Origin of the sequence: Ensifer sp. Root127, assembly GCF_001425225.1 — a bacterium.
GTDB classification, from domain to species: domain Bacteria; phylum Pseudomonadota; class Alphaproteobacteria; order Rhizobiales; family Rhizobiaceae; genus Ensifer; species Ensifer canadensis.
On sequence record NZ_LMDX01000025.1, the window covers coordinates 23,411 to 47,482 of the forward strand.

The following is a 24,072-nucleotide window of genomic DNA, read 5'->3' on the forward strand; positions in this document are numbered from 1 at the left end:
CCGCATCAAATCCTATGCAAAGCCCTCCGCCGACGCCGTTCGCCGGGGGGCTTTGCTTTTAGCGCTACTGCATAGTTCCTTAAATCGGATCCGATTTTAAGGACAAAATTATGCAGCAAGTTTAAAACGCTACAGCGTCCTTTGTGCGTCATATTTGACGCACGGCGCTGTAGCGCCTCAAGCCACCTTCGGCCGCGCCTGCCACTCATGCTGAAGCAGCGCGTAGATGAACTCGTCCCCCCATTGGCCGTTGAACAGGTCGTTCTGGATCAGATGCGCCTCACGGCGCATGCCGAGCCGCTCGACGACCCCGACGGAACCGGCGTTGAGCGGGTCGAGACGGGCAAAGATCCGGTGGAAGTTCAATTGGAAGAAACCCAGGTCGAGCACTGCCCGCATCGCTTCGGTGGCATAGCCCTTGCCCGAAAATGCCGGATTGAAGATGTAGCCGGCTTCAGCCTGCCGCGCCGCCTTGCTGGCGAGCTTCAACAGCACCTCGCCGACAAGCGCGCCATCCTGCCTCCGTTCGACCGCAAAAACCGCGACATCGCCATCCGCATCGAGACGCGGGTCGCTCGCCTTGGCGAATTTTGCGCGCGCGCCGTCCTCGTCAAGCGGATTGGCATAGAGATAGAGGTAAACCTCCGGCAGCCGGTGATAGGCATGGAACCCGTCGAAATCCTCAGGCGCAAAATGCCTGATCGTCAGGCGGTCGGTGGAAATGCGAAGGTCGGAAAGATCCATAGCGCTCAAAATCCCGGATTACAAAGATCCGGAAATGGGAACCAACGATCTGTTTTTAAAGGGTGTTTGCTAGATTTCGCCTGAGAGCGCTGAAAGTCGGTGGCGCGAGCAGGCATTGCGCTCTGCAGGTCAGTTGACCTCGTCGGGCAACACCGGCAGTGGCGCGATCGCGATGCCCTCTTCGAGAAGCGCGACAGCCTCTTCCACGGTCGCCTTGCCGATCAGGCCGCGTCCATCCGTCTCGCCATAGTGGATCTTGCGGGCCTCTTCGGGAAAGCGGTCACCGACATCCTCGGCATTGTCGCGCACCGCCTTGACGAGTTCGCGGATTTTCGCGACGGTTTCCTTCTGCGCCTGGTCCATGACCAATGCCCGCGTCGCTTCCTTCTTGCGGGCGGTCGCGACCGACGGTGCCATCAGTTGCTTGGCAACCGACGTGGAATTGCAGGTGGGACAGGAGACGAGCTTGCGCTCCATCTGGCGGTCGAAATCGTCACTCGACGAGAACCAGCCCTCGAAAGCGTGGCCCTGATCGCAGGAAAGCGTGTAGCGAATCAAGCGGCAACGCCTCCTTTTCCGGTCGGCAGGACATGATCCAGCCCAAAGCTGCGGGCATTCCTGAGGTTCGGGATCTTGGCGCGGGCCACATGCACGGCGGCCACGTCTATTTCAGCCAGCACGATCCCCTCGCCGGCAGCACCCGCTGCGGCGAGCACCTTGCCCCAGGGGTCGACGATCATCGAATGGCCAAAGGTCTCACGCCCGTCCTCATGCACGCCGCCCTGTGCAGCGGCGATGACGAAGAAGCCGTTTTCGATGGCACGGGCGCGCAGCAGGATTTCCCAATGCGCTTCGCCCGTCTGCCGGGTGAAGGCGGCCGGTACCGACATCACCTCTGCGCCTGCAACCGCCTGCTGGCGGAACAGCTCGGGGAAGCGAACATCGTAGCAGATGGCAAAGCCCAATTTGCCGAAATCGAGGTCGGCAAGGCGTGCCGTGCTGCCCGGGGTGTAAGCAGCGCTCTCGCGCCAGCTTTCGCCATTGTCGAGATCGACGTCGAACATGTGGATCTTGTCGTAGTCACAGATTTTCACCCCATCCGGACCGAAGAGGAAACCGCGATTGGCGATCTTGCCGTCGGCAAGGGCAATGGCGGTCGAGCCCACATGCAGATGAATGCCGAGTTCGCCAGCAAGCGCTGCCGCTTCGCGAACGATAATATCGTTTGCCTCGTCCTTGAGTACGGCCCGCAAGCCGGCACGATCGCGCTGGAGCGCACCCGTCATCTCCGGCGTCTGGACATAGATCGCCCCGTGACCAGCCGCCTCGCGCACCAGCCGTGCCATCGTCTCGGCGTTTCGTGCCGGATCGACGCCAGAACACATCTGGATGGCGGCAGCCTTGAATGTCATCGCAGTCTGGCTCCTCAGGGCATTTCCCGGAAAGGCACGAAGCAGCTCTCCGTCGGAAATGCGCAAAGCTTATGAGATGGAGCGCTTCGCCACTCCATCCAAAGCGGCAACGGTCTAGGCGACGAGCATTTCGTCGAGCTTTCCGGCGCGCTCGAGCGCGTGCAGATCGTCGCAGCCGCCGACATGGATATCGTTGATGAAGATCTGCGGAAATGTGGTTCCGCCATGCGATTTCTCGATCATCTTCTGGCGCACCTGCGGATCGTAGGTTGCATCATGCTCGAGGAACGAGACGCCCTTGGTTTCCAGAAGCTTTTTGGCAGCCGAGCAATAGCCGCAGAACTGACGCGTATAAATAACGACCGAAGCCATGTTTCCTAACCGCTCCTTCACCGGCAACGATGCCGGACTTCCATTTGTCATATAAGACCGGACATGGCTCTTGCAAAGGTTAAAACCGTGACGTGGCCGGCCCCCGCCCGCTTCAGCGCGCGGGTCGCGGCCGAAACGGTGGCGCCGGTGGTATAGACATCATCGACGAGAACGATGCGTTTTCCGACGAGACCTTGCTTGCCGCTTTCGGTGACGGCAAAGGCGCCGCGAACATTGTCTTCACGCGCCTTGGCGCCGAGCCCGACCTGCTTGGTCGTGCGCCTGATCCGGCGAAGCGTTGTCGGCAGGTAGGGCCGCCCGGACAGTGCGGCGACGGAACGGGCAAGCTCTGCCGCCAGGTTGTATTTGCGCCCCCAGAGCCTGAAGGCATGCAGCGGCACCGGGATGATCGCATCCGCGGAGGCGACGGCACCATCGCTCGCCCGGACCATCCATTCCGCCATCATCGGAGCAAGATCGGTGCGGTCCCGATATTTCAGCCCATGCACGAGTTCACGCGCGATGCCTTCGTGGATCGCAACGGAGCGCAGGCGGTCGAACACCGGCGGATCGGCGATCGCCTCGGGCGACACCGTTCCCTCGCCGTGATCATGGGCAAACGGCAGGCCGAGGATTTCGCAGTAGGGCCGCTCGAGCAGTTGAAGCGTCGACCAGCAGGGCGCACAGACGGCCCGGTGACGACCCATCAGGCGTCCACAACCGCAGCAGACGGGCGGGTATACGACGTCGATGAGATCAACGCCGATCCGCCGCAGAAAGGCCAGGCAATCCGCCAGGCCAAATTGCCGCTCTTCCCAGTTCATGAGGTTGACTTTGCCGTCGTGTGGGTTTCTTTGCAGGACGCTGTAGCACTTTGAAATTCTGCATGTTTACTCCCTTAATCGGTTTCGATCCGGGGAAGCAATCATGCTGCCGGAGCAGAGTACCGTGGAAATCATCTTTGACCAGAGCCTTGTCGAGGCCCACCGTCGCCGGGCGCTGCGCAATGCCGACCCCAAGGCAGCCTTCCTCCTCGATATCGTCGCACAGGAGCTGGCCGACCGTGTCAGCGTCGTCGAGCGACAGTTCGACAGGGCTATGGAATTGCACGGCTACACTGGCGCAACAGCCCTTCGGCTTCTGGAAACCGGCAAGGTCGGAACGGTCGAGCGGGTGGAAACGGATCCAGGCTTCGGCACGACCGCCATGCCGGTCGCGATTGCGCCACTCGAGCGCATCCCGGCCGAGCCCGAGACACTCAATCTTCTCGTCTCCCCGCTGTCGCTGCATCTCACCAACGACACGCCCGGCGCCTTCATCCAGGCGCGCCGATCGCTGAAGCCGGACGGGTTGTTCCTGGCAGCTATTCCCGGCAATGGAACGCTGAACGAGTTGCGCGAGGCGTTGCTTGCCGCCGAGGCCGAGCTGACCGGGGGCGCAAGCCCGCGCGTCGTTCCCTTCGCCGACGTTCGCGACATGGGCGCATTGCTGCAGCGGGCGGGCTTTGCCCTGCCGGTGGCGGACGCAGAGACCTATACGGTGCGCTACGATTCGCTCTTCGCGCTGATCCGGGATTTGCGGGCGATGGGCATGACCAGCCCGCTTACAGCGCGCAGCCGGACACCCGTGTCCCGGCGCTTTTTCCTGAGGGCTGCGGAAATCTATGCCGAGCGCTTCTCCGACCCGGACGGCCGCATCCGCGCGACCTTCTCCGTCGTCTACCTCTCAGGCTGGGCACCGCACGAAAGCCAGCAGAAACCGCTGAAGCCGGGCTCTGCCAAACAGCGGCTGTCGGAGGCTCTTGGGACGAAGGAAAGACCGGTCTAGGAGCATTTCCAGGAAAAGTGCCAGCGGTTTTCCGCCAGGAAATGCGTAAAAACAAAGAGGTGGCGCGCTCTGCGACCTCGTCCAAAGCGGAAACGCGCTAAGCGTCCGGTCCGATCAACGTCAACTCATTGCGTTCTGGAATGTCGTTGTCAACAGCTCGAAGATGGCCGTAAGCGCTGCCTGTATCTGCTCCATTCCGAGAAGCAGGCTGACAGAAATGATCGCTGCGATGAGACCGTACTCGATCGCTGTGGCCGCGCTTCTATCGCGAATAAGGCGCTTCAACGTGTCCATAGGTCCCCAGCCCGGTTGGAACTCACTTCCCGACCGGCAGACACGCAAGGAACCAGTCCGACGCGCCGCCCGGATCAGCAGCCACTCTTGCTGCCGTCGGCATCGATGATGCAGACCGCACCCGGCATTTCCTGAAGCACGCTGCGGCGCACGGTATAGCGCTTGGTGGTGCCGTTCGAGGGGATAGAGCCGGTCGAAATATTGTCGTAGTCCACCGGCGTGTTCGCCAGCATGCGCTTGTCCGTCTTCGAGGACAGCATCGGTGTCAGGATCAACGTCAGTGCAATCACCGCTGTTCCAAACAGCAGCGACAGATTGAGCACGCCTGTCCGGCGGGACTGGCTCGTCGCCATGTCCTTCTCCTGAACCGTCCTCCAGAAATCGTCGTCTACCATCCAAGCCTCACAAACGCAGAAGGTGCGGCGAACGGGAGCATCCTTCCCAAGCTTCGTTTGCCACATTGTCCGAAACCGATACGCCGCTCGCTGAACGTTACGCACCGAAACTGAATTGAAGTTATCTTTGCGGGAGGGAGATAAACGATCGATTAATAATCGGTCGGTTTTTGGGTAGGTTCAGAGCAAATCCATAAGAAATGGGATGAGCGGCTCATCGGCAGGAGGCATCGGGTAGTCGCGCAGTGCCTTGGAGCGCACCCATTTGATCGCCTGGCCCTCCCGCCCAATCGCCACGCCTTCATAGCGACGGCAGACATAGAGCGGCATCAGCAGGTGAAAATCGTCGTAGGTATGGCTGGCAAAGGTCAGCGGCGCCAGGCAGGCAACCTTGGTCTGGATGCCGAGTTCTTCGTCCAGTTCGCGGATCAGCGTTTCCTCCGGCGTCTCGCCGGGCTCCACCTTGCCGCCGGGAAATTCCCAGAGGCCGGCAAGCGATTTGCCCTCAGGACGCTGCGCCAGCAGGATGCGGCCATCAGAATCCACCAAGGCGCAAGCCGCGACGAGAACGATCTTCTTTCCGATAGCGTCCATCATTCAAGCTTTCGGCGTGCGGTAGAGATAGCTGTAGACATCGCGGAAACCGGCGCTGCGATAAAGCGCCAACGCCGCCTCGCTGGTTGCCTCGACCTGTAGCCATGCCTTCTTGGCGCCGCGCAGGCGCGCCCAGCGCAACGAAACGTCGAGCATGGCTTTGCCCAGCCCCTGTCGACGGAAATGCTCATCAACGGCAAACAGCATGATGCCCGCGAGATCGTTGTCCTGAACGACGAGCGATACCGCCGTCGGCCCGCTTTCCACGTCCTCGAACAGGAACAGCCCGCTCTCCGGCTTGATCGAATTGATGATCTCGGCCAGTGCCGCCTTGGTCTTGGGGTCTTCCTTGCCGATGCGGATGCGTGCGTCGACGAAGCGGCCGACGTCCTTGATCGGCAGATGGTCAATGCCATCACCAAAGTCGCGCTCGGCGATATCAGCCATCATCACGGTGCTATGGGAGAAGGCGGTCCAGCCTTCGGCATCCATGTGGGCGATCAGTTGCGGCGGCGTCAGCGGCGTCTGTCGCACGGTCAGTGGCCGGTCGTAGTCGGCAAAGCGCCTGGCAGCCTTTTCCAATCGAACAGGGATGTCGCGGTAATCGGAGGGATCGAGCGGGTTGACCGAATTGAGACGCTTGGAATCGTGGCCAGCATTCAGCCGGATCAGCCAGCTGCCGTCATAATGGACCGACGCCGCCGGCCAGGCGCGAAAGCCGACGGCCTCAAGCCGCCGTACGCTCGGAAGATCAACCATCCGCTTGTCCTTGCCTTCAGCCGCGGCATCGCCTGCGGACGGCTGGGTCTCGATCGATGTCATCTGCTTACCCCCAACAGGCCAAACCAATTACCGACAATGCGAGCAGCTTTGGGAGCTGCAAGCCCCGGGGGAGCTGCAAGCCCCGGGGAAAAGACTGCGCGCGAAGACGTCAGCTTCTGTAGTCGCCGTTGATCTCGACATATTCCTTGGTGAGGTCGCAGGTAAAGACCGTCGCACGTCCGGCACCAAGCCCGATATCGACGCGGATCGGGATATCCTGCGCCTTCATGACCGCCGTGGCGGCGGCTTCCGAATAGGTAGGATCGCGCTCGCCCTCGACGGCGACCCGCACATCGCCGAACCAGATGGCCAGCCGGTCGCGCTCGGCCATCTCGCCGGACTTGCCGACGGCCATGACAACGCGTCCCCAATTGGCGTCCTCACCCGCAACCGCGGTCTTGACCAGCGGCGAATTGGCGATCGAAAGCGCGATGCGCTTCGCGGCCGCGTCGTTCTCGGCACCCTCCACCGTAACGGCAACCATCTTGCGCGCACCTTCGCCGTCGCGAACGACCTGGAGAGCCAGATCGCGCAACAGATCGTTGAGGGCCGCCCGGAAGGCGTCGAGCTTCGCATCGGAAGCATCCGTCACTTTCCGCTGGCCATCGCCGGCAGCAGCACCGGTCGCAAACAGCATCAGGGTGTCGGACGTCGACGTGTCGCTATCAACGGTAACCGAATTGAACGTCGGGCCGACTCCGGCCGAAAGCAGCGCCTGCAGCGCCGCTGGCGCGATGTCGGCGTCGGTAACGACGAAGGAGAGCATCGTCGCCATGTCAGGCGCAATCATGCCAGCACCCTTGGCGATGCCATTGATCGTCACCTTCACGCCGTCGATCTCTGCGCTGCGGGTGGCGACCTTCGGATAGGTGTCCGTGGTCATGATCGCCTTGGCGGCCTCGAACCAGAAGTCTTCGCGGCCGGCAGCGGCGAGATCGTCGAGCACGCCTGCGAACTTCGTCGCGTCCAGCGGTTCGCCGATGACGCCGGTCGAGGCCAGAAACACCTCACTCTCGGCGCAACCGGCAGCCTTCGCCGCCGATTTCGCGGTCAGTTCCGTCGCGTCGCGGCCCTTCTTGCCGGTGAAGGCATTGGCATTGCCGGAATTGACGACAACCGCACGCGCAACGCCGCCGCCAAGGCTCTGGCGGCAGAAGTCGACAGGCGCTGACGGGCACTTGGAGCGGGTGAACACGCCGGCAACAGCCGCAGGCTTGTCGAAAACCATCATCAGCACGTCGGTACGGTTCTTGTACTTGATGCCGGCGGCGGCAGTTGCCATGCGAACACCGCGCAAGGCGGGCATTTCGGCAAAGGTTTTCGGAGCGAGCGGAGAGACGGAACCGGACATGGGAAACCTGCGTGAAGAACGTGGGGTCAAGGTGGCGTTGCGACAAATGCCCGAGCGGCTTTCGGGCCGTCGGGCATCGACAAGAAACGTAGATCGGCGAGCCTTGCCTAAAGCACAACCCGCCGGTCGAAATTACTTGGCTTCCTGCGCCTTGTTGGCCTCGTCGTAGGCCTTCTTCAGAGCCGGATCGGAAATCTCGACACCGGCGTCCTTCTTGGCAGCAGTAAGAAGCTCAACGTATTTGTCGCGCATGACAAGCTGACGAACCTGCGGCTCGACCTGCTCCAGCGCCGGCGGGGCCTGCGGACGCTTGTCCTCGACCAGGATGACATGGAAGCCGAATTGCGTCTTCACCGGCGTCTTGGTGTAGGCGCCCTTATCGAGCGTGAACACGACGGCGTCGAATTCAGGAACCATGCGGCCTTTGGTGAAGTAGCCGAGGTCACCGCCGTCATCCTTGTTCGGATCGGAGGACTTGGCCTTGGCCAGCTCGACGAAGCTCTTGCCGGCGTCGAGTTCCTTGATGATTTCCTTGGCCTCTTCCTCGGTCTTGACGAGGATATGACGTGCCTTGATTTCTTCCTGCACCGGAACCGCGGCGATTTCCTTGTCGTAGCGTGCCTTCACCTCTTCCTTGGTGATCGCGTCGACGACGTGCTTCTTGAAGAAGGCGTTGTGCAGTTCGCGCTCGGTCAGGTAGGCCAGACGCTGCTTGAAGGCCGCGTCGTCCTGAAGGCCTTCCTTCTCGGCCGTCTTCGACAGAAGCTTGACGTCGATGACAGCCGAAAGTGCTGCGGCGCGCTTCTGGTCTTCCGGCATCTGCTGCAGCTGCGGGTCGAGACCACCAAGGGCGAGGTTGAGCTCGGACTGGCGCACTTCTTCGCCACCGACCGTGGCGATGACAGGGTCCGCATCTTCGGCGCGCGCGACACCATGAACGGCGATCGCCGCAACCAGGGCCGCAGCGGCCAGGGTCTTAAACTTCGACATGCTCGTAACCTTTCACCTTTGGCCGTCAACGCGATTGCATTGGGCTCGTAGCGGCTGAACACCACCAGAATGTGGCGGTTCTGTAGCCGTCCAGCCACGCAAGTGCGTTGACATAATTCGACCCCCCTCTTATCTGTCACGCAACCTCGCGTCCAGAACAGTTTCCGGGCGTTTCACGGCATTGCGCGGTTTTGACGGTGCGGCCAGTGGAACCCAAGGCAACAAAAAAGAAAGGACCATTCATATGGTCAGTCTCGGCGGCCTAGCCCGCAAGTTGTTTGGCTCCTCCAACGAACGCCGTGTGCGTGGCTACAAGGCCAGAGTGGATGCCATCAACGCTCTTGAAGCCGATATGAAGGCTTTGTCGGATGAGGCACTCGCCGCCAAGACCGTGGAGTTCCGCCAAGAGTTCGCAGACGGCAAGACGCTCGACGATCTGCTGGTACCGGCTTTTGCCGTTGCCCGCGAGGCGGCCCGCCGCGTCCTCGGCCTGCGCCCCTTCGATGTGCAGCTGGTCGGCGGCATGATCCTGCATGAGCGCGCCATTGCCGAAATGAAGACCGGCGAAGGCAAGACACTCGTCGCGACCCTGCCCGTCTATCTCAACGCGCTTGCCAGCAAGGGCGTGCACGTTGTCACCGTCAACGACTACCTGGCCCAGCGCGACGCCGCCACCATGGGCCGCGTCTACAGCTTCCTCGGCCTGTCGACCGGCGTGATCGTCCACGGCCTCACCGACGACCAGCGCCACGCGGCCTACGCCTGCGACATCACCTACGCAACCAATAACGAGCTCGGCTTCGACTATCTGCGCGACAACATGAAGTATGAGCGCGCGCAGATGGTCCAGCGCGGCCACTTCTTCGCCATCGTCGACGAAGTGGACTCGATTCTCGTCGACGAAGCGCGCACGCCGCTGATCATTTCCGGCCCGCTCGACGACCGCTCCGATCTCTACAACACGATCAACGAGTTCATTCCGATGCTCTCGCCGGAAGACTACGAGATCGACGAGAAGCAGCGCTCAGCCAACTTCTCCGAAGAAGGCACCGAGAAGCTTGAAAACCTCTTGAAGCAGGCCGGCCTGCTCAAGGGTGAATCGCTCTACGACATCGAAAACGTTGCGATCGTCCACCACGTCAACAACGCGCTCAAGGCCCACAAGCTGTTCCAGCGCGACAAGGACTACATCGTACGCAACGACGAGATCGTCATCATCGACGAGTTCACCGGCCGCATGATGCCGGGCCGCCGCTATTCCGAAGGCCAGCACCAGGCGCTCGAAGCCAAGGAAAAGGTGCAGATCCAGCCCGAGAACCAGACGCTCGCCTCGATCACCTTCCAGAACTATTTCCGCATGTATTCCAAGCTCGGCGGCATGACCGGTACGGCCTCCACCGAAGCAGAAGAATTCGGCAACATCTACGGCCTGGAAGTCATTGAAGTTCCGACCAACCTGCCGATCAAGCGTATCGACGAGGACGACGAAGTCTATCGTACGCAGGGCGAGAAGCTCAAGGCGATCATCGACGAGATCAAGTCGGCGCACGAGCGCGGCCAGCCGATGCTGGTCGGCACCACGTCGATCGAGAAGTCCGAACAGCTTGCCGATCTGCTCAAGAAGTCCGGGTTCGACAACTTCCAGGTGCTGAACGCGCGCTATCACGAGCAGGAAGCCTTCATCGTGGCCCAGGCCGGTGTACCGGGTGCGGTGACGATCGCCACCAACATGGCCGGTCGCGGTACCGACATCCAGCTCGGCGGCAACGTCGACATGCGCATCCAGCAGGAACTCGCAGAGGTCGAGCCCGGCCCCGAGCGCAACGACCGCGAACAGGCGATCCGCGCCGAGGTGCAGCAGCTGAAGGAAAAGGCGCTGGCAGCCGGCGGACTTTATGTTCTCGCCACCGAACGCCACGAAAGCCGCCGTATCGACAATCAGCTGCGCGGCCGTTCCGGCCGTCAGGGCGACCCCGGCCGGTCCAAGTTCTACCTGTCGCTTCAGGACGACCTGATGCGCATCTTCGGCTCCGACCGCATGGACGGCATGCTACAGAAGCTCGGCCTCAAGGAAGGCGAGTCGATCGTCCACCCCTGGATCAACAAGGCGCTCGAGCGTGCGCAGAAGAAGGTCGAAGCCCGCAACTTCGACATCCGCAAAAACCTTCTGAAGTACGACGACGTGCTCAACGACCAGCGCAAGGTGATCTTCGAGCAGCGCATCGAGCTGATGGATGCCGAGAGCGTCACCGAAACCGTCACCGACATGCGCACCGAAGTCATTGAGGACATCGTTTCCAAGCGCATCCCCGAGCGGGCCTATGCCGAGCAGTGGGACGTCGAAGGCCTCAAGGCCGACGTGCAGCAGTACCTCAACCTCGACCTGCCGATCGCCGAATGGGCAGCCGAAGAAGGCATCGACGAGGCGGACATCCTCGAGCGTGTGACGGCGGCCACCGACAAGGCGGTTGCCGACCGTGCCGAGCGTTTCGGTCCCGAGATCATGCAATATGTCGAGCGCTCGGTCATCCTGCAGACACTCGACCACCTCTGGCGCGAACACATCGTCAATCTCGACCATCTGCGTTCGGTCATCGGTTTCCGCGGCTATGCCCAGCGCGACCCGCTGCAGGAATACAAGTCCGAGGCCTTCGAACTGTTCCAGGCCCTGCTCGGCAACCTGCGCCAGGCCGTGACGGCCCAGCTCATGCGCGTCGAATTGGTCCGCGAAGCGGCCGAGGCGCCGCAGCCGGCGCCGCCGCTGATGGAAGGTCACCATATCGACCCTCTGACCGGCGAAGACGATTTCGGTCGCGGCTCCGACTCGCTGCTGGCGGTCGCACCGGCAAACCGCAACCCGGCCGATCCGTCGACCTGGGGCAAGGTCTCGCGCAACGAAGCCTGCCCGTGCGGTTCCGGCAAGAAGTACAAGCATTGCCACGGAATTTACGAAGCCTGATCTGAAGATGCCGCCTCCGGGCGGCATTTTTGTTTGTGGGGCCGCAAAGCGCGCAGACCGCCCTGTCGCCAGGCACAGAGTTGCCCGCTTTGCCGTTCGACCATCGTGCTCACGGCCGGCGATCCAGCAGCATCCGATCGGCCCCTTTCCCTGAGGCAAGGACCCCGACTGAACCGTTTGTTAACGCTGATCTGGCACAACCAAACCCTGTATTGCGTAATCTCAGGGTGTTCTCGTGTTCATGGCGGTATGTCAAACAGCCGGACGAATGCTGCCGTCGGCGCTGCGACACCGCCTGTCTCCGCTCATCGGCGTGCTGGTCGCCGCCCTGACCGAACAGGACCCGAAGAATACGGCGCGACGTATGGCGCTTGTCGCCTTCGTCATCCGCATCCTCAGCGCCGCAATCGCATTCCTCTCCCAGATCATTCTTGCACGCCTGATGGGCGAGTTCGAATACGGCATCTTCGTCTTCGTCTGGGTGTTGGTGATCCTGTTCGGCAACCTGTCCTGCGTCGGCTTCCATTCCGCCGTCATCCGCTTCCTGCCTGAGTATCAGGCAACCTCCGCGCTCGCTGAAATTCGCGGGCTGACGACCACCGCCCGGATCTTTGCGCTGATGTCGGCAAGCACACTGGCCATCGTCGGCTTCCTGGGGTTGTGGCTCTTCGCCGACCGGATCGAGGACTACTATCTCGTTCCGCTCTATCTCGGCCTGTTCACATTGCCGATGATCGCGCTTGGCGATGTGATGGACGGCACCGCCCGCGCCCATGGCTGGCCGCTTTCGGCAATGAGCCCGACATTCATCATTCGCCCGCTGCTTGTGCTCGGTTTCATGGTGCTGGCAACAACGATGGGCGAGCCGCATACGGCGCCGACCGCCATCGCGGCAGCCATGGCCGCCGCCTATGTCACGACCGTCAGCCAATTCCTCGCCCTCACCTGGCGCCTGCGTTCGCGCTATGTCAGCGGCCCGCTTCGCATCGAAATGGGACGATGGCTCAAGGTCGCGGTGCCGATCTTCCTGATCGACGGCTTTGGCTTCCTGCTCACCAATTCCGACGTCGTCATCGTCGGCGTCTATCTCAAGCCCGACGATGTCGCGGTCTATTTCGCCGCCGCCAAGACGATGGCGCTGGTGCACTTCGTCATGTTCGCAGTCAAGGCGGCCGCCGGCCCACGGATTGCAGGCGCCATGGCCGCACGCGACCGCAGGCAATTGGCAGGCATCGCCGTCGAAAGCGCGCGCTGGGCATTCTGGCCGTCGCTCATGGTCGGCGCAGCGGTCCTGCTTGCCGGCCCCTTCCTGCTCTCGCTCTTCGGTCCCGCTTTCCTCGGCGGGCTGCCGCTGATGGCCATCCTCTTTGCCGGCATCATGGCCAAGGCCTTCATCGGACCTGCCGAAATCCTGCTGACGATGGCCGGCCAGCAGATGCTCTGCGTGATCCTTTACGCCGGCGCACTGGTGGCCAACATCACGCTAAACTTGTGCCTCATTCCACTTTTCGGACTAACCGGTGCTGCATTTGCAACCGCCGGTGCTATGTTCGTCGAGGCTATGCTGCTTCATTTCGCCGTAAGGCGCACCTTTGGCTTCGCACTCTTCGCTTTCGCAAGCGGGCGTTCGAGCCATGACAACAACGGGGCGATCCATCCATGATCGGCAATACCAATCTTCCCGCTGACGCAGACGATAGGGCTGCTCGCATTCTTGGCGGGCTGGCACCGATGGGCCACTCCCATCCGCAGGCCGAGCACATGCTCGAGGTCGGGCGCCCCGGACGGCATCTTTCGATCTACCCGGCCAAGGCCGGCTACGAATTGCAGCGTGAGCTCGACTTCCTGTCGAACCGGGCGCTTGAGCCGAACGTGTTCTTCACCGGCCATTTCCTGGCGCCGGCGATGCCCAGGCTCGAGGAACGCGTGATCCGGCTGGCCATCATAAGGGACAATGACGAGCGCCGCAGCCGCATGCGCTTCCTGATGCCGTATTCGATCGAGAAGCCCGGTTTTTCGATTGGCGCCTCGATCATCCGCGCCTGGTCCAATCCCTTCGGTCCGCTTGGCGTGCCGCTGCTCGATGCCGAAGACGCCGCCGAAACCATCGACAACCTGTTCGAGGCCCTGACCAATCCGTCGGCAAGCCTCCCCCCGGTTCTCGTGCTGCCGGATCTACGCCTCAAGGGCAAGTTCGCGCAGCTGGCGCGCGCCGTCGCCATCGGCCGGAACCTGCCGCTGACGGTAACCGACACGTTCAGCCGGCCGATGCTCGAAAGCCTGCTCGACGGTCCGACTTATCTGAAGAAATCGATCAGCCCGGCACATTTCCGCGAATTGCGACGCCAATGGAATCAGCTGGAAAAACGCGGGCAGCTTGCCTATTCGGTCGCGCGCCAGCCGAGCGAGATCCGCATTCGCATGGAGGAGTTCCTTGCGCTGGAAGCGTCCGGCTGGAAGGGTCGCGAGCGGAGCGCCATGGTGCTGGACCGGTTCCGCGCAGCCTTTGCCCGCGAGGCAATCACCAACCTCGCCGAAGCAGACAGCGTCCGCATCCACACGCTCGATCTCGACGGCAAGGCGATCGCCTCGATGGTGGTGTTCCTGATGTCGGGCGAGGCCTATACATGGAAGACGGCCTACGACGAACGTTACGCGAAGTTTTCGCCCGGCAAGCTGCTGCTGGCGGAGCTGACCGAATGGCACCTCGATGACGCCAACATCGCCCGCTCGGATTCCTGCGCCGTTCCCGACCACCCGATCATGAGCCGCTTCTGGCAGGAACGCGAAGAGATGGGAACACTCGTCATCGGCCTGCAGCAGACGCGCGACCGCGACGTCCGCCAGGTCGCTGCCCAGCTGCACCTCTACCGCAACACCCGCAACATGGCGCGGATGCTGCGCGAAAAGATCAAGGCGCTCGCCGGGCGGTGACCTCGTTCAGGCCGAGGGTGAGTGCGGCGGCTCCGCCGCTGCCCGCTCGCGCAGGAACCGGCGAATGACCTTGCCCGATGTCGTCAGCGGCAGGCTGTCTACGAAGGCGATCTCGCGCGGATATTCGTGCATCGACAGCCGCGTCTTCACCCAGTCGCGGACGGACTGGGCCGTCTTTTCGTCGCCAGCCACACCCGGTCTCAGAACGACATAGGCCTTGACGATTTCCGTGCGCAGCGCGTCGGGCTTTCCGACGGCCGCGGCCAGCTGCACATCCGGATGGCCGGCAAGGCAGTCCTCGATCTCTCCAGGACCGATGCGATAGCCCGAAGAGGTGATCACGTCGTCATCGCGCCCGAAGAAGGTGAAATAACCTTCGCCGTCCATCACGCCCTGGTCGCCGGTTGTCATCCAGTCGCCGATGAACTTTGCTTCGGTGGCCTTGTCGTTCTTCCAGTAGCCGAGAAACATCACCGGATCCGGCCGTCGGATCGCCACCTGGCCGACGGCTCCCGCCGGCAACTCCCGGCCGTCGGCATCGATGATCGCCACGCGATGCCCCGGCGCCGCCTTGCCCATCGAGCCAGGCTTTACCACACCGAGATCAGCGGCGGACGAAATGACGATGTTGCACTCCGTCTGGCCATAGAACTCGCTGACATCGAGGCCGAGCGCGGCCCTGGCCCATTCGAAGGTTTCGCGCCCGAGCGCCTCGCCGGCCGAGCCGATGGTTCTGAGGTTGAGACGATATCGCTCGCGTGGCATTTCGATCGCCTTCATCAGCCGCAGCGCCGTCGGCGGAATGAAGGCGTTGCGGACATCCATCTCTTCCAGAATGCGAAAGGCGGTGTCCGGATCGAACTTCTGCGCCGGTGACGAGACGACGGGGACGCCGAGCAGCAGCGAAGGCAAGAGCGCGTTCAGCAATCCGCCCGCCCAGGCCCAGTCCGCAGGCGTCCACATCCGATCACCCGGTTGCGGCAGGAAATGATGGTGAAACTGAAACCCCGGCAGATGGCCGAGCAGCACCCGGTGGCCATGCAGCGCGCCCTTGGGCGGCCCTGTCGTCCCTGAGGTGTAGATCATCAATGCCGCATCGTCGGGCGTGGTATCGGCGGCAACAAAACCATCGGCATCGCCTGAGGCAAGGTCGGTGAAGTCGAGCGTGCCGGGAACGCGTTCGGCGCCGGCCAGCACGACCAGCCGTAGATCCGGCAGCCGGTCACGGATGGCCGCGACCCGCTCATGACCGAAAGCATTGGTGACGATTGCCGCAGCACCTGCGTCCAGCAGGCGGTACTCCAACGCCTCTACTCCAAACAGCAGGGCCAGCGGCAGGGCGATCGCGCCGAGCTTGTAGATGGCGGCGTGCGCGATGGCAGCCTCGAACCCTTGTGGCAGCAATATCGCCACCCGGTCCCCCGGCCTGATCCCCTGGCGTTCAAGCCCGCGCGCGAAGGCCGAGGATTGCTGGGAGAAGGCGCCGTAAGTCAGCGTTCGATGGCCGCCATCCGGGTTGAAATGCTGAAGGCAGATGCGCTCCGGCTCTTTTGCCGCCCAGGCATCGCTCACCGCAACGCCGATGTTGAACTTCTCGGGGATCTGCCACTGGAAAGCGCCGTAGAGTTCGTCGTAATTCTCGATTGTCGGTAACATGGCCCCGCCGCAACAGACTTCTGCTGCACTGCACCTAACATCTTCGCCCGCCTCTGTTCAATGACCCGGCATGACGAGGGCGACCTCACTGTCTATGTCAGCGCCACGATTGCAGGCCCGAGGATGGTCAGCAGGATGTTGCCGATGGCGCCCCTGTTGCAGTGGCTCGCATCAAGCGGGCAGTAGACAGATTCGCCACTCACGGACGTCAAAGATGGGATGCGGGATCGACCGGTGCGGGAAAAACTGAGTGATGGTGCCCCATGCCGGGGTCGAACCAGCACTCCTTTCGGAACTCGATTTTGAGTCGAGCGCGTCTACCAATTCCGCCAATGGGGCTCAGGGATATAAGATATCAGCGGCTGGGATTTACACGAAGGTTTTTGCCGTGGTCAACCATCAATTTCAACGAAAGCACGTCGCCCAAAAGTGTGCACCGGTTTTGCGACTACGGCATGCACAAAAGCAGGAACGCAAACGTGCGGCAAGCGATCCCAAGAGATCGCGACACGGCTTGGCGGAGCGACAATCACGAAAGCGTGCAAACATGACGCAGAGGACGCGATTTACAGCACGCGCCGTCGCACCTAAGAAGGCCTTATTCAGTTGCAATGCAGCATATGCCGGATACTGATCCGTTATGCTTTCCAGCATGAGGTACGCATGATCGACGCTTCCACCGCTACCCGCCACCACCTGTTCATCGCCGTTCTCCTGACGCTCGGCATGGCGGCGACCGTCGGCGGTGCGCTCGGTTTCGAGCATATCGGCGGATATATCCCCTGTGCGCTCTGCCTGCTGCAGCGCGATCCCTACTACTACGGCATTCCGCTCGGCATTCTGGCTGTTATCACCAGCGCCTTGAAGCTGCCGACCTGGACGACGCGCACCCTGCTTCTGGCGATCGGCATCCTGATGCTCGTCGGCGCCGGCATGGGCGTCTATCACTCGGGCGCCGAATGGGGCTTCTGGGAAGGTCCGTCGACCTGCGCCACGACAGCGCAGGGCGTATCGTCCAATGTCGGCGATCTCCTGGGCGACCTCGATTCCAAGCACGGCCCGTCCTGCACCGAGGCGGCGCTTCGGGTGCTCGGCTTGTCCTTTGCCGGTTGGAACGTGATTGCCAGCCTGATCTTTGCAGCGATCGCCTTGCGCGGCGCCGCAAAGGCCTGATCTGCGAGGCCGGAACGGCCGACCCAAAAGTAACGCCGCATGATGAAGGATCACGCGGCGTGCTCCATGCCCCAGCTCAGGGCCGGACTTCGTCCAGAAAGCAATGGTCCAAATGCCTCAGGGCTGCAGTTCGACATCCCAGTAGAGATAGTCCATCCAGCTTTCATGCAGGTGGTTCGGCGGGAAAAGCCGGCCATTGTTGTGCAGGTCCTGCACCGTTGGCTGGTAGGGCCTCTGGTGCGGGAACATGCCGGCCTGCTTCGGCAGCTTGCTGCCCTTGCGCAAATTGCAGGGCGAGCAGGCCGCAACGACGTTTTCCCAGGTCGTCTGGCCACCATGGGCGCGGGGCACCACGTGGTCGAAGGTCAGGTCGTCGGGCGTGCCGCAATACTGGCATTCGAACTTGTCGCGCAGGAAGACGTTGAACCGGGTGAACGCCGGATGACGCGACGGCTGCACGTAGCTCTTGAGGCAAACCACGCTCGGCAACCGCATCGAGAAGCTGGGCGAGGAGACCGAATGCTCGTATTCCGCAAGGATAATCACACGGTCAAGGAAGACGGCCTTGATCGCGTCCTGCCAGGACCAGAGCGACAAGGGGTAATAACTCAGCGGCCGATAGTCAGCGTTCAAGACGAGCGCTGGTAAGGCCTGCGGTGAGACTGCAATCGTCAAGCGTATTCTCCTGATCGATTCGGCATCTGCACCTTCTATATTAGGCCCGTTGCAACAGGATTGTGAAGCCGGAAAGAAAAAAGCGAACAACGGATTCGCTTTTTCCTTCAAGGTGTCACAGGAACAGCATCCCGCCGCATTTCTTGGGCGTAATAGGCCCAGAACAGACGTGCCGCGACGCTGCGCCAAGGCGCCCAGGACGCGGCCAGCGAATCAATCTCGCGGGCGGTCGGGCGCAGTTCGAGACCGAGCCCGTGGCCGATCGCGTTCTGAAGCGCGACATCGCCGGATGGAAAGACATCCGGATGCCCGGCACAAAACAAGAGATAGACCTCCGCCGTCCAGCGGCCGACGCCCTTGATGGTCGTCAGCTCGCGGATCGCCTCCGGGGCTTCGACATTGCAGATCGCGTCGAGGTCGATTTCGCCGGCAACGACCACCTGCGCAACCCGCCTCAGCGCATCGGCCTTGGCGCGGGAAAGCCCGATCGCCCGGCAATCCTCGTCGCTGAGCGTCAGGGCGGCAGGTGCGGTAATCTCGCCGAGCGAGGCTTCCATGCGTTTCCAGATCGCCGCAGCGCTTGCCTTCGATACCATCTGCGACACGATGATGCTGGCGATACCACGATAGCCTGGGTCGGTTCGCCTGAGCGGCACCGGCCCGGCCCTGGCCACGACATGTTCGAGACGGGCGTCGAGCATCATCAGGCCGGCAAGCCCCGCCTCGATGTCCTCATGTGTTCGGATGATCCGCATGGCGCCTCCAAAAAGCGGATGATTTTTATACCGCTTCCATGCCAAAGGGAAACGATGGCAGACACGTCATCCACGCAACCCGTTTTCCGTTTCGCACCGAGCCCGAACGGCCTTTTGCATCTGGGCCACGCGCTGTCGGCAATCCTCAACCACGATATGGCAAAAGCGTCGGGCGGACGGTTCCTGTTGCGCATCGAGGATATCGACCGGACGCGCTGCCATCCGCAATTCGAGGCCGCGATCTCTAGCGATCTCGCCTGGCTCGGGCTTGAATGGGAACAGCCGGTGCGCCGGCAATCGGACCACCTCGACCTATATGCGTCCGCACTCCAGCGGCTGAACGACATGGGCCTCGTCTATCCCTCGGTCCTGTCACGCGGCGAGATCAAGGCGGCGGTTGCCGATGCCGAAGCCCGCGGCAATGCCTGGCCGCGCGATCCGGACGGCGCGCCGCTCTACCCAGAGCGCGAGCGCGATCTGGGGGCCGATGCGCGCAATGCCATCGTTGCCGGCGACAAGCCCCATGCCTGGCGGCTGGACATGAAAAAGGCGGTGCTTGCGGCGGGCGCACCGCCGCTGACCTGGCAGGAAACCGGCAGCGGGCCAGATGGAGAGACGGGCCTCATAACGGCGGATCCGGCGGCCTGGGGCGACATCATCCTGTCGCGCTCCGATGCGCCGTCGAGCTACCATCTGTCTGTTATCGTCGACGATGCACTGCAAGGCATAACGCACGTGGTGCGCGGCCGCGACCTTTATCATGCAACCGCGGTGCACCGCCTGCTGCAGCGGCTGCTGGACCTGCCGGAGCCGGTCTACCACCATCACCGCCTGCTGCTCGGCGCCGACGGCCGCAAGCTTTCCAAGAGCAATCGTGACACTGGCATCTCGGCCTTCCGCGAGGCCGGCCGCTCGCCGGCCGACATCCGTGCTTTGGTCCTCTGATGGAATTCAGTCCTCGGTAGTGCGGGGGCTCTGGAAGCTGCGCCGCACCATGCGCTTGACCCGGTATTTGAGGATCGCCGCATTGATCTCTGCGCCGATGATGAAGATCGCCGCGACCATATAGAGGAACACCAGTACGATCATGATCGAAGCGAGACCGGCATAGGTCGAGACATAGGTCGCAAAGGTCGAAAGATAATAGGCGAAGGTGTAGCCGCCGATCGTCCAGCAGAGCAGCGTCAAGAAAATACCGGGCAGCACGTCAATCACTTTGCGGTGACCGTCCGGTAGCCAGAGATGCGACACCAGGAGCCCGCCCGTCACCACGACCAGGGCCAGTGGCAGACTCCAGTTGTCGACGGTTGCCAGCACGCCGTCGAGCCAGGGCAGCCATTCGCCGGCATAACGAAGCGCCAGCGGCACGGCGACGAGCAGGATGCTCAGCGCCGCCAGGATCAGCACCCCGGCAATCACAAACCCGAGGCTGGCAAGGCGCGTCACATACCAGTAGCGGCTTTCCGTCACCCGGTAGGCGCGGTTGAGCGAGACCCGCAAGGCCTCGACCCCATTCGAGGCGAAATAGGCGGCCGCGAGCACCGAAACGGTCAACAGGCCGCCACGCGGAATGGTCAACACCTGGACGATCTCGTTGGCGATCGGGGTAGCGATCGATTCCGGCCAGGCGTCGAAAATGAGATGGACCGCAGTCTCGGCAAACTGATCGGCACCAAGGAAGCTGCCGAGCGCCGTGCCGAAAATCAGGAAGGGGAAGACAGCAAGCAGGGACGAAAGCGCCACATGGCTCGCCATGGCCCAGCCGTCGTCCAGACTGAAGTGCCATAGCGCATCGAACACGACTTTCCAGGTGATGCGAATAAACGCTGGCATTTCCACTCCGGCCCAGTGGCGCCGCGGTCGCGTGCCTTCGCATGCGGATCCTGCGGCGCCGTTCCATGGCATTGACGCTCGTCCGACCGCGACAGCGTACACGGGTTTCGGCTCGCGCAATTCAATTGTATCCCGCCGATGAATATGGGAAACGGGGGCAGGATTGCTACAGGAATCGACAGGATGTCCGATCGTCCCACAATCATTGTCACCGGTTGTTCATCCGGGATCGGCGCCCATTGCGCCCACGCGCTGCATGCGGACGGCTGGCGGGTGTTTGCGACCGTGCGCCGTGACGAAGATCGAGGCGCCCTTGAAAGCCAAGGCATCGAGACCTTCCTGATGGACTATACCAAGCCGGAAACGATCGCCGCCCTGGTCGAAGCGGTGATGGCGCGCTCGGGCGGGCGCATCGATGCGCTGTTCAACAACGGCGCCTACGGCCAAGCCGGCGCGGTCGAGGACCTGCCGACCGAGGCGCTCCGGCTGCAGCTCGAAACCAATGTCATCGGCTGGCACGACCTGACGCGCCGGGTGATCCCCGCCATGCGGGCGCGCGGAAGCGGCCGCATCGTGCAATGCTCCTCCATCCTCGGCATTGTGCCCTACCGCTGGCGCGGCGCCTATAACGCATCGAAGTTTGCGATCGAGGCGCTGTCGCTGACCCTGAGAATGGAACTCGCCGGAAGTGGCATCAAGGTCAGCCTGATCGAGCCGGGGCCGATCGCCTCGAAATTCACCGCCAATGCCGTGACCTATATCGAGCGCTTCATCGACCTGAAGAATTCGGTCCACCGCGCCGAGTACGAGCGGCAGATGCGTCGCCTGAAAGGCGAGAGCAAACCGGTCGCGGGCAAGCTTGGACCGGATGCCGTATATGCAGTCCTAAAGCACGCGCTGGCGGCAAAGAGACCGAAACCGCACTATATTGTAACAAGGCCCGCCAAGCAGGGCGCGTTCCTGAAGAAGCTCCTGCCGGCAGCATTGTTTTACCGCATTATCGGCCGACTCGGCTGAGTGAAAACGCAAGGGAGCATTCGATGTCCAGTTTCGTCACCGGCCTGACCCTGTTCGTCATGGGGCTGGTCGTCATCGTTCTGATCCGCGGCCTCTTGAACATGATGAGGGGTGGCAGCAGCAGCAAATCCAACAAGCTGATGCAGGCCCGTGTACTGCTGCAGGCAGTCGCGATCGTATTGATCATGCTGACGCTATGGATCACCGGCGGCGGCCGCCCCGCCTAAGGAACGTGACGACACCATGGTCAAGCTCAACAAGATCTACACCCGGACGGGCGACAACGGCACCACCGGGCTCGTCTCCGGTCCGCGCCGCCTGAAGAGCGATCTCAGGGTCGATGCCTATGGCGCAGTCGACGAGACCAACGCCTTTGTCGGGCTTGCCCGGCAACACACCGCCGATGTCGCCGATCTCGATGCCACCTTGATGCGGATCCAGAACGATCTCTTCGATCTCGGCGCCGATCTCGCGACACCCGACACCGGCGAGAAGCCGGAATACGAGCCGCTTCGCATCGTCGCAAGCCAAGTCACCTGGCTCGAAACCGAAATCGATCGGCTGAACGCCGATCTCGAACCCCTGCGCTCCTTCGTTCTGCCGGCCGGCAGCGCCGCATCGGCCGCACTGCATGTGGCGCGAACCGTCGCCCGGCGTGCCGAACGGCAGATGGTGGCACTTGCCCAGCTCGAAGCCGAAATCGTCAGCCGCGAGGCGATCGCATATATCAACCGGCTGTCGGATTTCCTGTTCGTCGCCGCCCGTTGGGCAAACGACAAGGGCCATGCCGACGTCCTTTGGATTCCCGGCAAAAACAGATAACGTTTCCCCACTGCACAATCTCACCCTTAAGTCGGGCTCGATTAAAAGGTGAGACTGTGCAGTAAAACAAAGTGTTACGGCGACCATTGCGCGTCTGGACAGGCGCGGCGCCGTAGAATCACGCTTCGGGAGACCGCATGTTCATACCGCTTCACGATAAGAACACCCTGAAGCACATCAAGGTTCAGTATGTGACGATCAGCCTGATTGTCATCAACATCGTTGTTTGGCTGATAACCGGGCCGATCGCCACGGAAGAGTTCGCCAACGCGACGCTTCTGGGCTTCGGCTATATCCCGGCGCTCATCTTCGATTATGCCCAGCTCGATCCGTCGCTGATCATCGTGCCCGACGGTTTCACCTTCATCACCTATTCCTTCCTGCATGGCGGCTTCATGCATCTGGCGATGAACATGCTGTTTCTCTGGGTGTTCGGCGACAATGTCGAAGATGCGCTCGGGCACTTTCGCTTTCTGCTGTTCTACCTTGCCTGTGCCGCTGCCGGGGCCTTGGCCCATGGCCTGTTCGACCCGGCATCGGAAGCGCCTCTAATCGGCGCATCGGGTGCGATCTCCGGCGTGGTCGCCGCCTATTTCCTGTTGCATCCGAAGGTGCGCGTCTGGGTGCTGGTGTTTTTCCGCATCCCCCTGCCCCTGCCGGCGGCCATTCCGCTCGCCTTCTGGATCGGGCAGCAATTCTTCATGCTGGTGGTCGATCCGGGCAGCGGCGTCTCGTGGAGCGCCCATGTCGGCGGCATCGTTGCCGGGCTTGTCCTCGTGGTCATTTTGCGACGCCGCGGCGTGCCGCTCTTCGACCGGACGATCGTCACGCCGCGCGCCGTCGAGCATAAGGTGGAGTCCGTCGTCGTCACGCCGCAACCCACGCCGGAAACGCGGAAGCCGCCGACACCCTGGGGTCGACCAACCGTTTGAAACCGCCGGCTTGGCATTTCCAGCGCCCCGGTTTCGTCACCATTTCAAAGGCTTGATCGTCGCCGCATGATCGCGAAAGAACCGTCATGCCGCATCTGCGAAGAGGTCTTGTCAGCTCACTTTCTTACGTGTACGTAAACGTTATTCCAATTCTCGGGATTATATCGATTTAGCGTCATGCACAGTGATTGTAATTGGAGAAAAAACGCGTATCGATGTCGCCAACCGACAATCAGGCGGCTCCGTTAAGGCGCATTTTCCTGCGAAAGCTCTTGGAGGGAAGAATCCATGAAAATACTTGTGACGGTCAAGCGGGTGGTTGACTACAACGTCAAGATCCGGGTGAAGGCTGACGGCTCGGGTGTCGAGCTTGCCAACGTGAAGATGTCGATGAACCCGTTCGACGAGATCTCGGTGGAAGAGGCGCTGCGGCTGAAGGAAGCCGGCAAGGCCGACGAGGTCGTGGTCGTCTCGGTCGGTCCGGCCAAGGCCGAGGAAACGCTGCGGACGGCGCT

General features: G+C 62.0%; 25 protein-coding genes, 1 tRNA gene and 1 pseudogene. 11 read left to right on the forward strand and 16 right to left on the reverse strand.

Features of this window, described 5'->3' with window-relative positions:
• Nucleotides 1–177: 177 nt before the first annotated feature.
• The 5 genes from ASD03_RS26040 to ASD03_RS26060 all read right to left on the reverse strand — a co-directional run bounded on the left by ASD03_RS26040 (nt 178) and on the right by ASD03_RS26060 (nt 3,352).
• On the reverse strand, nt 178–744 hold the full coding sequence (locus ASD03_RS26040; protein WP_057217348.1) for a GNAT family N-acetyltransferase: 567 nt from the start codon (nt 742–744) through the stop codon (nt 178–180).
• Nucleotides 745–873: 129 nt separating this feature from the next.
• Complete coding sequence (locus ASD03_RS26045) at nt 874–1,302, reverse strand: DUF1178 family protein (protein ID WP_057217349.1); 429 nt, start codon at nt 1,300–1,302, stop codon at nt 874–876.
• Complete coding sequence (locus ASD03_RS26050; protein WP_025424552.1) at nt 1,299–2,156, reverse strand: carbon-nitrogen hydrolase family protein; 858 nt, start codon at nt 2,154–2,156, stop codon at nt 1,299–1,301. Before ASD03_RS26050 ends, ASD03_RS26045 begins: the two co-directional genes overlap by 4 nt.
• Nucleotides 2,157–2,270: 114 nt before the next feature.
• Nucleotides 2,271–2,528 (reverse strand): glutaredoxin 3, encoded by a 258-nt coding sequence (grxC, locus tag ASD03_RS26055; RefSeq protein ID WP_038575627.1) that lies wholly within the window; start codon nt 2,526–2,528, stop codon nt 2,271–2,273.
• Nucleotides 2,529–2,575: 47 nt separating this feature from the next.
• Nucleotides 2,576–3,352, reverse strand: a complete 777-nt coding sequence (locus tag ASD03_RS26060; protein WP_057217351.1) for a ComF family protein — start codon at nt 3,350–3,352, stop codon at nt 2,576–2,578.
• A gap of 124 nt (nt 3,353–3,476) precedes the next feature.
• On the opposite strand from ASD03_RS26060, the gene ASD03_RS26065 reads away from it, so the two are divergent.
• Entirely contained in the window at nt 3,477–4,355 is an 879-nt protein-coding gene (locus ASD03_RS26065; protein WP_025424555.1) for an SAM-dependent methyltransferase, read from the forward strand.
• 120 nt (nt 4,356–4,475) lie between these two features.
• Here ASD03_RS26065 and ASD03_RS37215 read toward each other — a convergent pair whose 3' ends face one another.
• From ASD03_RS37215 to ASD03_RS26090, 6 genes are all read right to left on the reverse strand, one after another.
• Nucleotides 4,476–4,649, reverse strand: coding sequence for a Flp family type IVb pilin (locus tag ASD03_RS37215; protein WP_063963353.1), 174 nt, complete (start codon nt 4,647–4,649; stop codon nt 4,476–4,478).
• A gap of 74 nt (nt 4,650–4,723) precedes the next feature.
• Nucleotides 4,724–5,044, reverse strand: coding sequence for a hypothetical protein (locus tag ASD03_RS26070; protein WP_057210232.1), 321 nt, complete (start codon nt 5,042–5,044; stop codon nt 4,724–4,726).
• A 180-nt stretch (nt 5,045–5,224) separates the two neighbouring features.
• The gene (gene mutT, locus ASD03_RS26075; RefSeq protein WP_025424557.1) at nt 5,225–5,638 is read right to left on the reverse strand and encodes an 8-oxo-dGTP diphosphatase MutT; all 414 of its coding nucleotides are present in this window, start codon (nt 5,636–5,638) and stop codon (nt 5,225–5,227) included.
• A 3-nt stretch (nt 5,639–5,641) separates the two neighbouring features.
• Nucleotides 5,642–6,397 carry a GNAT family N-acetyltransferase gene (locus ASD03_RS26080; protein WP_107028038.1) on the reverse strand — a complete coding sequence of 252 codons (756 nt, stop codon included), beginning with the start codon at nt 6,395–6,397 and terminating at the stop codon, nt 5,642–5,644.
• 172 nt (nt 6,398–6,569) lie between these two features.
• The gene (gene argJ / locus ASD03_RS26085) at nt 6,570–7,811 is read right to left on the reverse strand and encodes a bifunctional glutamate N-acetyltransferase/amino-acid acetyltransferase ArgJ (RefSeq protein WP_025424559.1); all 1,242 of its coding nucleotides are present in this window, start codon (nt 7,809–7,811) and stop codon (nt 6,570–6,572) included.
• 132 nt (nt 7,812–7,943) lie between these two features.
• A complete protein-coding gene (locus ASD03_RS26090; RefSeq protein WP_057217353.1) occupies nt 7,944–8,801 on the reverse strand; it encodes a peptidylprolyl isomerase in 858 nt (285 codons plus the stop codon).
• Between the two features lie 244 nt (nt 8,802–9,045).
• Here ASD03_RS26090 and secA point away from each other — a divergent pair, with 244 nt between their 5' ends.
• From secA to ASD03_RS26105, 3 genes are all read left to right on the forward strand, one after another.
• Nucleotides 9,046–11,760 carry a preprotein translocase subunit SecA gene (gene secA / locus ASD03_RS26095; protein WP_025424561.1) on the forward strand — a complete coding sequence of 905 codons (2,715 nt, stop codon included), beginning with the start codon at nt 9,046–9,048 and terminating at the stop codon, nt 11,758–11,760.
• A 241-nt stretch (nt 11,761–12,001) separates the two neighbouring features.
• Nucleotides 12,002–13,423 carry a lipopolysaccharide biosynthesis protein gene (locus ASD03_RS26100; protein WP_038575631.1) on the forward strand — a complete coding sequence of 474 codons (1,422 nt, stop codon included), beginning with the start codon at nt 12,002–12,004 and terminating at the stop codon, nt 13,421–13,423.
• Entirely contained in the window at nt 13,420–14,694 is a 1,275-nt protein-coding gene (locus ASD03_RS26105; protein ID WP_025424563.1) for a GNAT family N-acetyltransferase, read from the forward strand. Before ASD03_RS26100 ends, ASD03_RS26105 begins: the two co-directional genes overlap by 4 nt.
• 6 nt (nt 14,695–14,700) lie before the next feature.
• Here the strand turns inward: ASD03_RS26105 and ASD03_RS26110 are convergent, their stop codons facing one another.
• Nucleotides 14,701–16,350: an AMP-binding protein gene (locus ASD03_RS26110; protein ID WP_057210239.1), complete on the reverse strand. Its 1,650-nt coding sequence runs from the start codon at nt 16,348–16,350 to the stop codon at nt 14,701–14,703.
• Nucleotides 16,351–16,604: 254 nt separating this feature from the next.
• Nucleotides 16,605–16,689, reverse strand: a tRNA-Leu gene (locus ASD03_RS26115).
• Between the two features lie 324 nt (nt 16,690–17,013).
• Between ASD03_RS26115 and ASD03_RS26120 the strand changes: the two genes are divergently transcribed.
• Nucleotides 17,014–17,523 (forward strand): disulfide bond formation protein B, encoded by a 510-nt coding sequence (locus ASD03_RS26120; RefSeq protein WP_025424620.1) that lies wholly within the window; start codon nt 17,014–17,016, stop codon nt 17,521–17,523.
• A 117-nt stretch (nt 17,524–17,640) separates the two neighbouring features.
• Here the strand turns inward: ASD03_RS26120 and ASD03_RS26125 are convergent, their stop codons facing one another.
• Nucleotides 17,641–18,198 carry an HNH endonuclease gene (locus ASD03_RS26125; protein WP_025424621.1) on the reverse strand — a complete coding sequence of 186 codons (558 nt, stop codon included), beginning with the start codon at nt 18,196–18,198 and terminating at the stop codon, nt 17,641–17,643.
• 107 nt (nt 18,199–18,305) lie between these two features.
• The gene (locus ASD03_RS26130; RefSeq protein WP_025424622.1) at nt 18,306–18,953 is read right to left on the reverse strand and encodes a DNA-3-methyladenine glycosylase; all 648 of its coding nucleotides are present in this window, start codon (nt 18,951–18,953) and stop codon (nt 18,306–18,308) included.
• Between the two features lie 54 nt (nt 18,954–19,007).
• Between ASD03_RS26130 and gluQRS the strand changes: the two genes are divergently transcribed.
• Nucleotides 19,008–19,898, forward strand: a complete 891-nt coding sequence (gene gluQRS / locus ASD03_RS26135) for a tRNA glutamyl-Q(34) synthetase GluQRS (RefSeq protein WP_025424623.1) — start codon at nt 19,008–19,010, stop codon at nt 19,896–19,898.
• Nucleotides 19,899–19,904: 6 nt separating this feature from the next.
• On the opposite strand, the gene ASD03_RS26140 is transcribed toward gluQRS, so the two are convergent.
• Nucleotides 19,905–20,786, reverse strand: a complete 882-nt coding sequence (locus tag ASD03_RS26140) for a YihY/virulence factor BrkB family protein (protein WP_025424624.1) — start codon at nt 20,784–20,786, stop codon at nt 19,905–19,907.
• 183 nt (nt 20,787–20,969) lie between these two features.
• Here ASD03_RS26140 and ASD03_RS26145 point away from each other — a divergent pair, with 183 nt between their 5' ends.
• From ASD03_RS26145 to ASD03_RS26165, 5 genes and pseudogenes are all read left to right on the forward strand, one after another.
• Entirely contained in the window at nt 20,970–21,803 is an 834-nt protein-coding gene (locus ASD03_RS26145; RefSeq protein ID WP_025424625.1) for an SDR family oxidoreductase, read from the forward strand.
• Nucleotides 21,804–21,826: 23 nt separating this feature from the next.
• Nucleotides 21,827–22,030 carry a twin transmembrane helix small protein gene (locus ASD03_RS26150; RefSeq protein ID WP_025424626.1) on the forward strand — a complete coding sequence of 68 codons (204 nt, stop codon included), beginning with the start codon at nt 21,827–21,829 and terminating at the stop codon, nt 22,028–22,030.
• Nucleotides 22,031–22,046: 16 nt separating this feature from the next.
• Nucleotides 22,047–22,625 (forward strand): cob(I)yrinic acid a,c-diamide adenosyltransferase, encoded by a 579-nt coding sequence (locus ASD03_RS26155; protein ID WP_025424627.1) that lies wholly within the window; start codon nt 22,047–22,049, stop codon nt 22,623–22,625.
• A 137-nt stretch (nt 22,626–22,762) separates the two neighbouring features.
• A complete protein-coding gene (locus tag ASD03_RS26160; protein WP_025424628.1) occupies nt 22,763–23,557 on the forward strand; it encodes a rhomboid family intramembrane serine protease in 795 nt (264 codons plus the stop codon).
• A 288-nt stretch (nt 23,558–23,845) separates the two neighbouring features.
• A pseudogene (locus ASD03_RS26165) lies at nt 23,846–24,072 on the forward strand (hypothetical protein); the annotation flags it as partial.

Coding starts and splice junctions, on each gene's coding strand:
- ASD03_RS26040 (WP_057217348.1), bottom strand. CDS start 744: ATGGATCTTTCCGACCTTCGCATTTCCACCGACCGCCTGACGATCAGG.
- ASD03_RS26050 (WP_025424552.1), bottom strand. CDS start 2,156: ATGACATTCAAGGCTGCCGCCATCCAGATGTGTTCTGGCGTCGATCCG.
- grxC (WP_038575627.1), bottom strand. CDS start 2,528: ATGGCTTCGGTCGTTATTTATACGCGTCAGTTCTGCGGCTATTGCTCG.
- ASD03_RS26060 (WP_057217351.1), bottom strand. CDS start 3,352: ATGAACTGGGAAGAGCGGCAATTTGGCCTGGCGGATTGCCTGGCCTTT.
- ASD03_RS37215 (WP_063963353.1), bottom strand. CDS start 4,649: ATGGACACGTTGAAGCGCCTTATTCGCGATAGAAGCGCGGCCACAGCG.
- ASD03_RS26070 (WP_057210232.1), bottom strand. CDS start 5,044: ATGGTAGACGACGATTTCTGGAGGACGGTTCAGGAGAAGGACATGGCG.
- mutT (WP_025424557.1), bottom strand. CDS start 5,638: ATGGACGCTATCGGAAAGAAGATCGTTCTCGTCGCGGCTTGCGCCTTG.
- ASD03_RS26080 (WP_107028038.1), bottom strand. CDS start 6,397: ATGGTTGATCTTCCGAGCGTACGGCGGCTTGAGGCCGTCGGCTTTCGC.
- argJ (WP_025424559.1), bottom strand. CDS start 7,811: ATGTCCGGTTCCGTCTCTCCGCTCGCTCCGAAAACCTTTGCCGAAATG.
- ASD03_RS26090 (WP_057217353.1), bottom strand. CDS start 8,801: ATGTCGAAGTTTAAGACCCTGGCCGCTGCGGCCCTGGTTGCGGCGATC.
- secA (WP_025424561.1), top strand. CDS start 9,046: ATGGTCAGTCTCGGCGGCCTAGCCCGCAAGTTGTTTGGCTCCTCCAAC.
- ASD03_RS26100 (WP_038575631.1), top strand. CDS start 12,002: ATGGCGGTATGTCAAACAGCCGGACGAATGCTGCCGTCGGCGCTGCGA.
- ASD03_RS26105 (WP_025424563.1), top strand. CDS start 13,420: ATGATCGGCAATACCAATCTTCCCGCTGACGCAGACGATAGGGCTGCT.
- ASD03_RS26110 (WP_057210239.1), bottom strand. CDS start 16,350: ATGTTACCGACAATCGAGAATTACGACGAACTCTACGGCGCTTTCCAG.
- ASD03_RS26120 (WP_025424620.1), top strand. CDS start 17,014: ATGATCGACGCTTCCACCGCTACCCGCCACCACCTGTTCATCGCCGTT.
- ASD03_RS26130 (WP_025424622.1), bottom strand. CDS start 18,953: ATGCGGATCATCCGAACACATGAGGACATCGAGGCGGGGCTTGCCGGC.
- gluQRS (WP_025424623.1), top strand. CDS start 19,008: ATGGCAGACACGTCATCCACGCAACCCGTTTTCCGTTTCGCACCGAGC.
- ASD03_RS26140 (WP_025424624.1), bottom strand. CDS start 20,786: ATGCCAGCGTTTATTCGCATCACCTGGAAAGTCGTGTTCGATGCGCTA.
- ASD03_RS26145 (WP_025424625.1), top strand. CDS start 20,970: ATGTCCGATCGTCCCACAATCATTGTCACCGGTTGTTCATCCGGGATC.
- ASD03_RS26150 (WP_025424626.1), top strand. CDS start 21,827: ATGTCCAGTTTCGTCACCGGCCTGACCCTGTTCGTCATGGGGCTGGTC.
- ASD03_RS26155 (WP_025424627.1), top strand. CDS start 22,047: ATGGTCAAGCTCAACAAGATCTACACCCGGACGGGCGACAACGGCACC.
- ASD03_RS26160 (WP_025424628.1), top strand. CDS start 22,763: ATGTTCATACCGCTTCACGATAAGAACACCCTGAAGCACATCAAGGTT.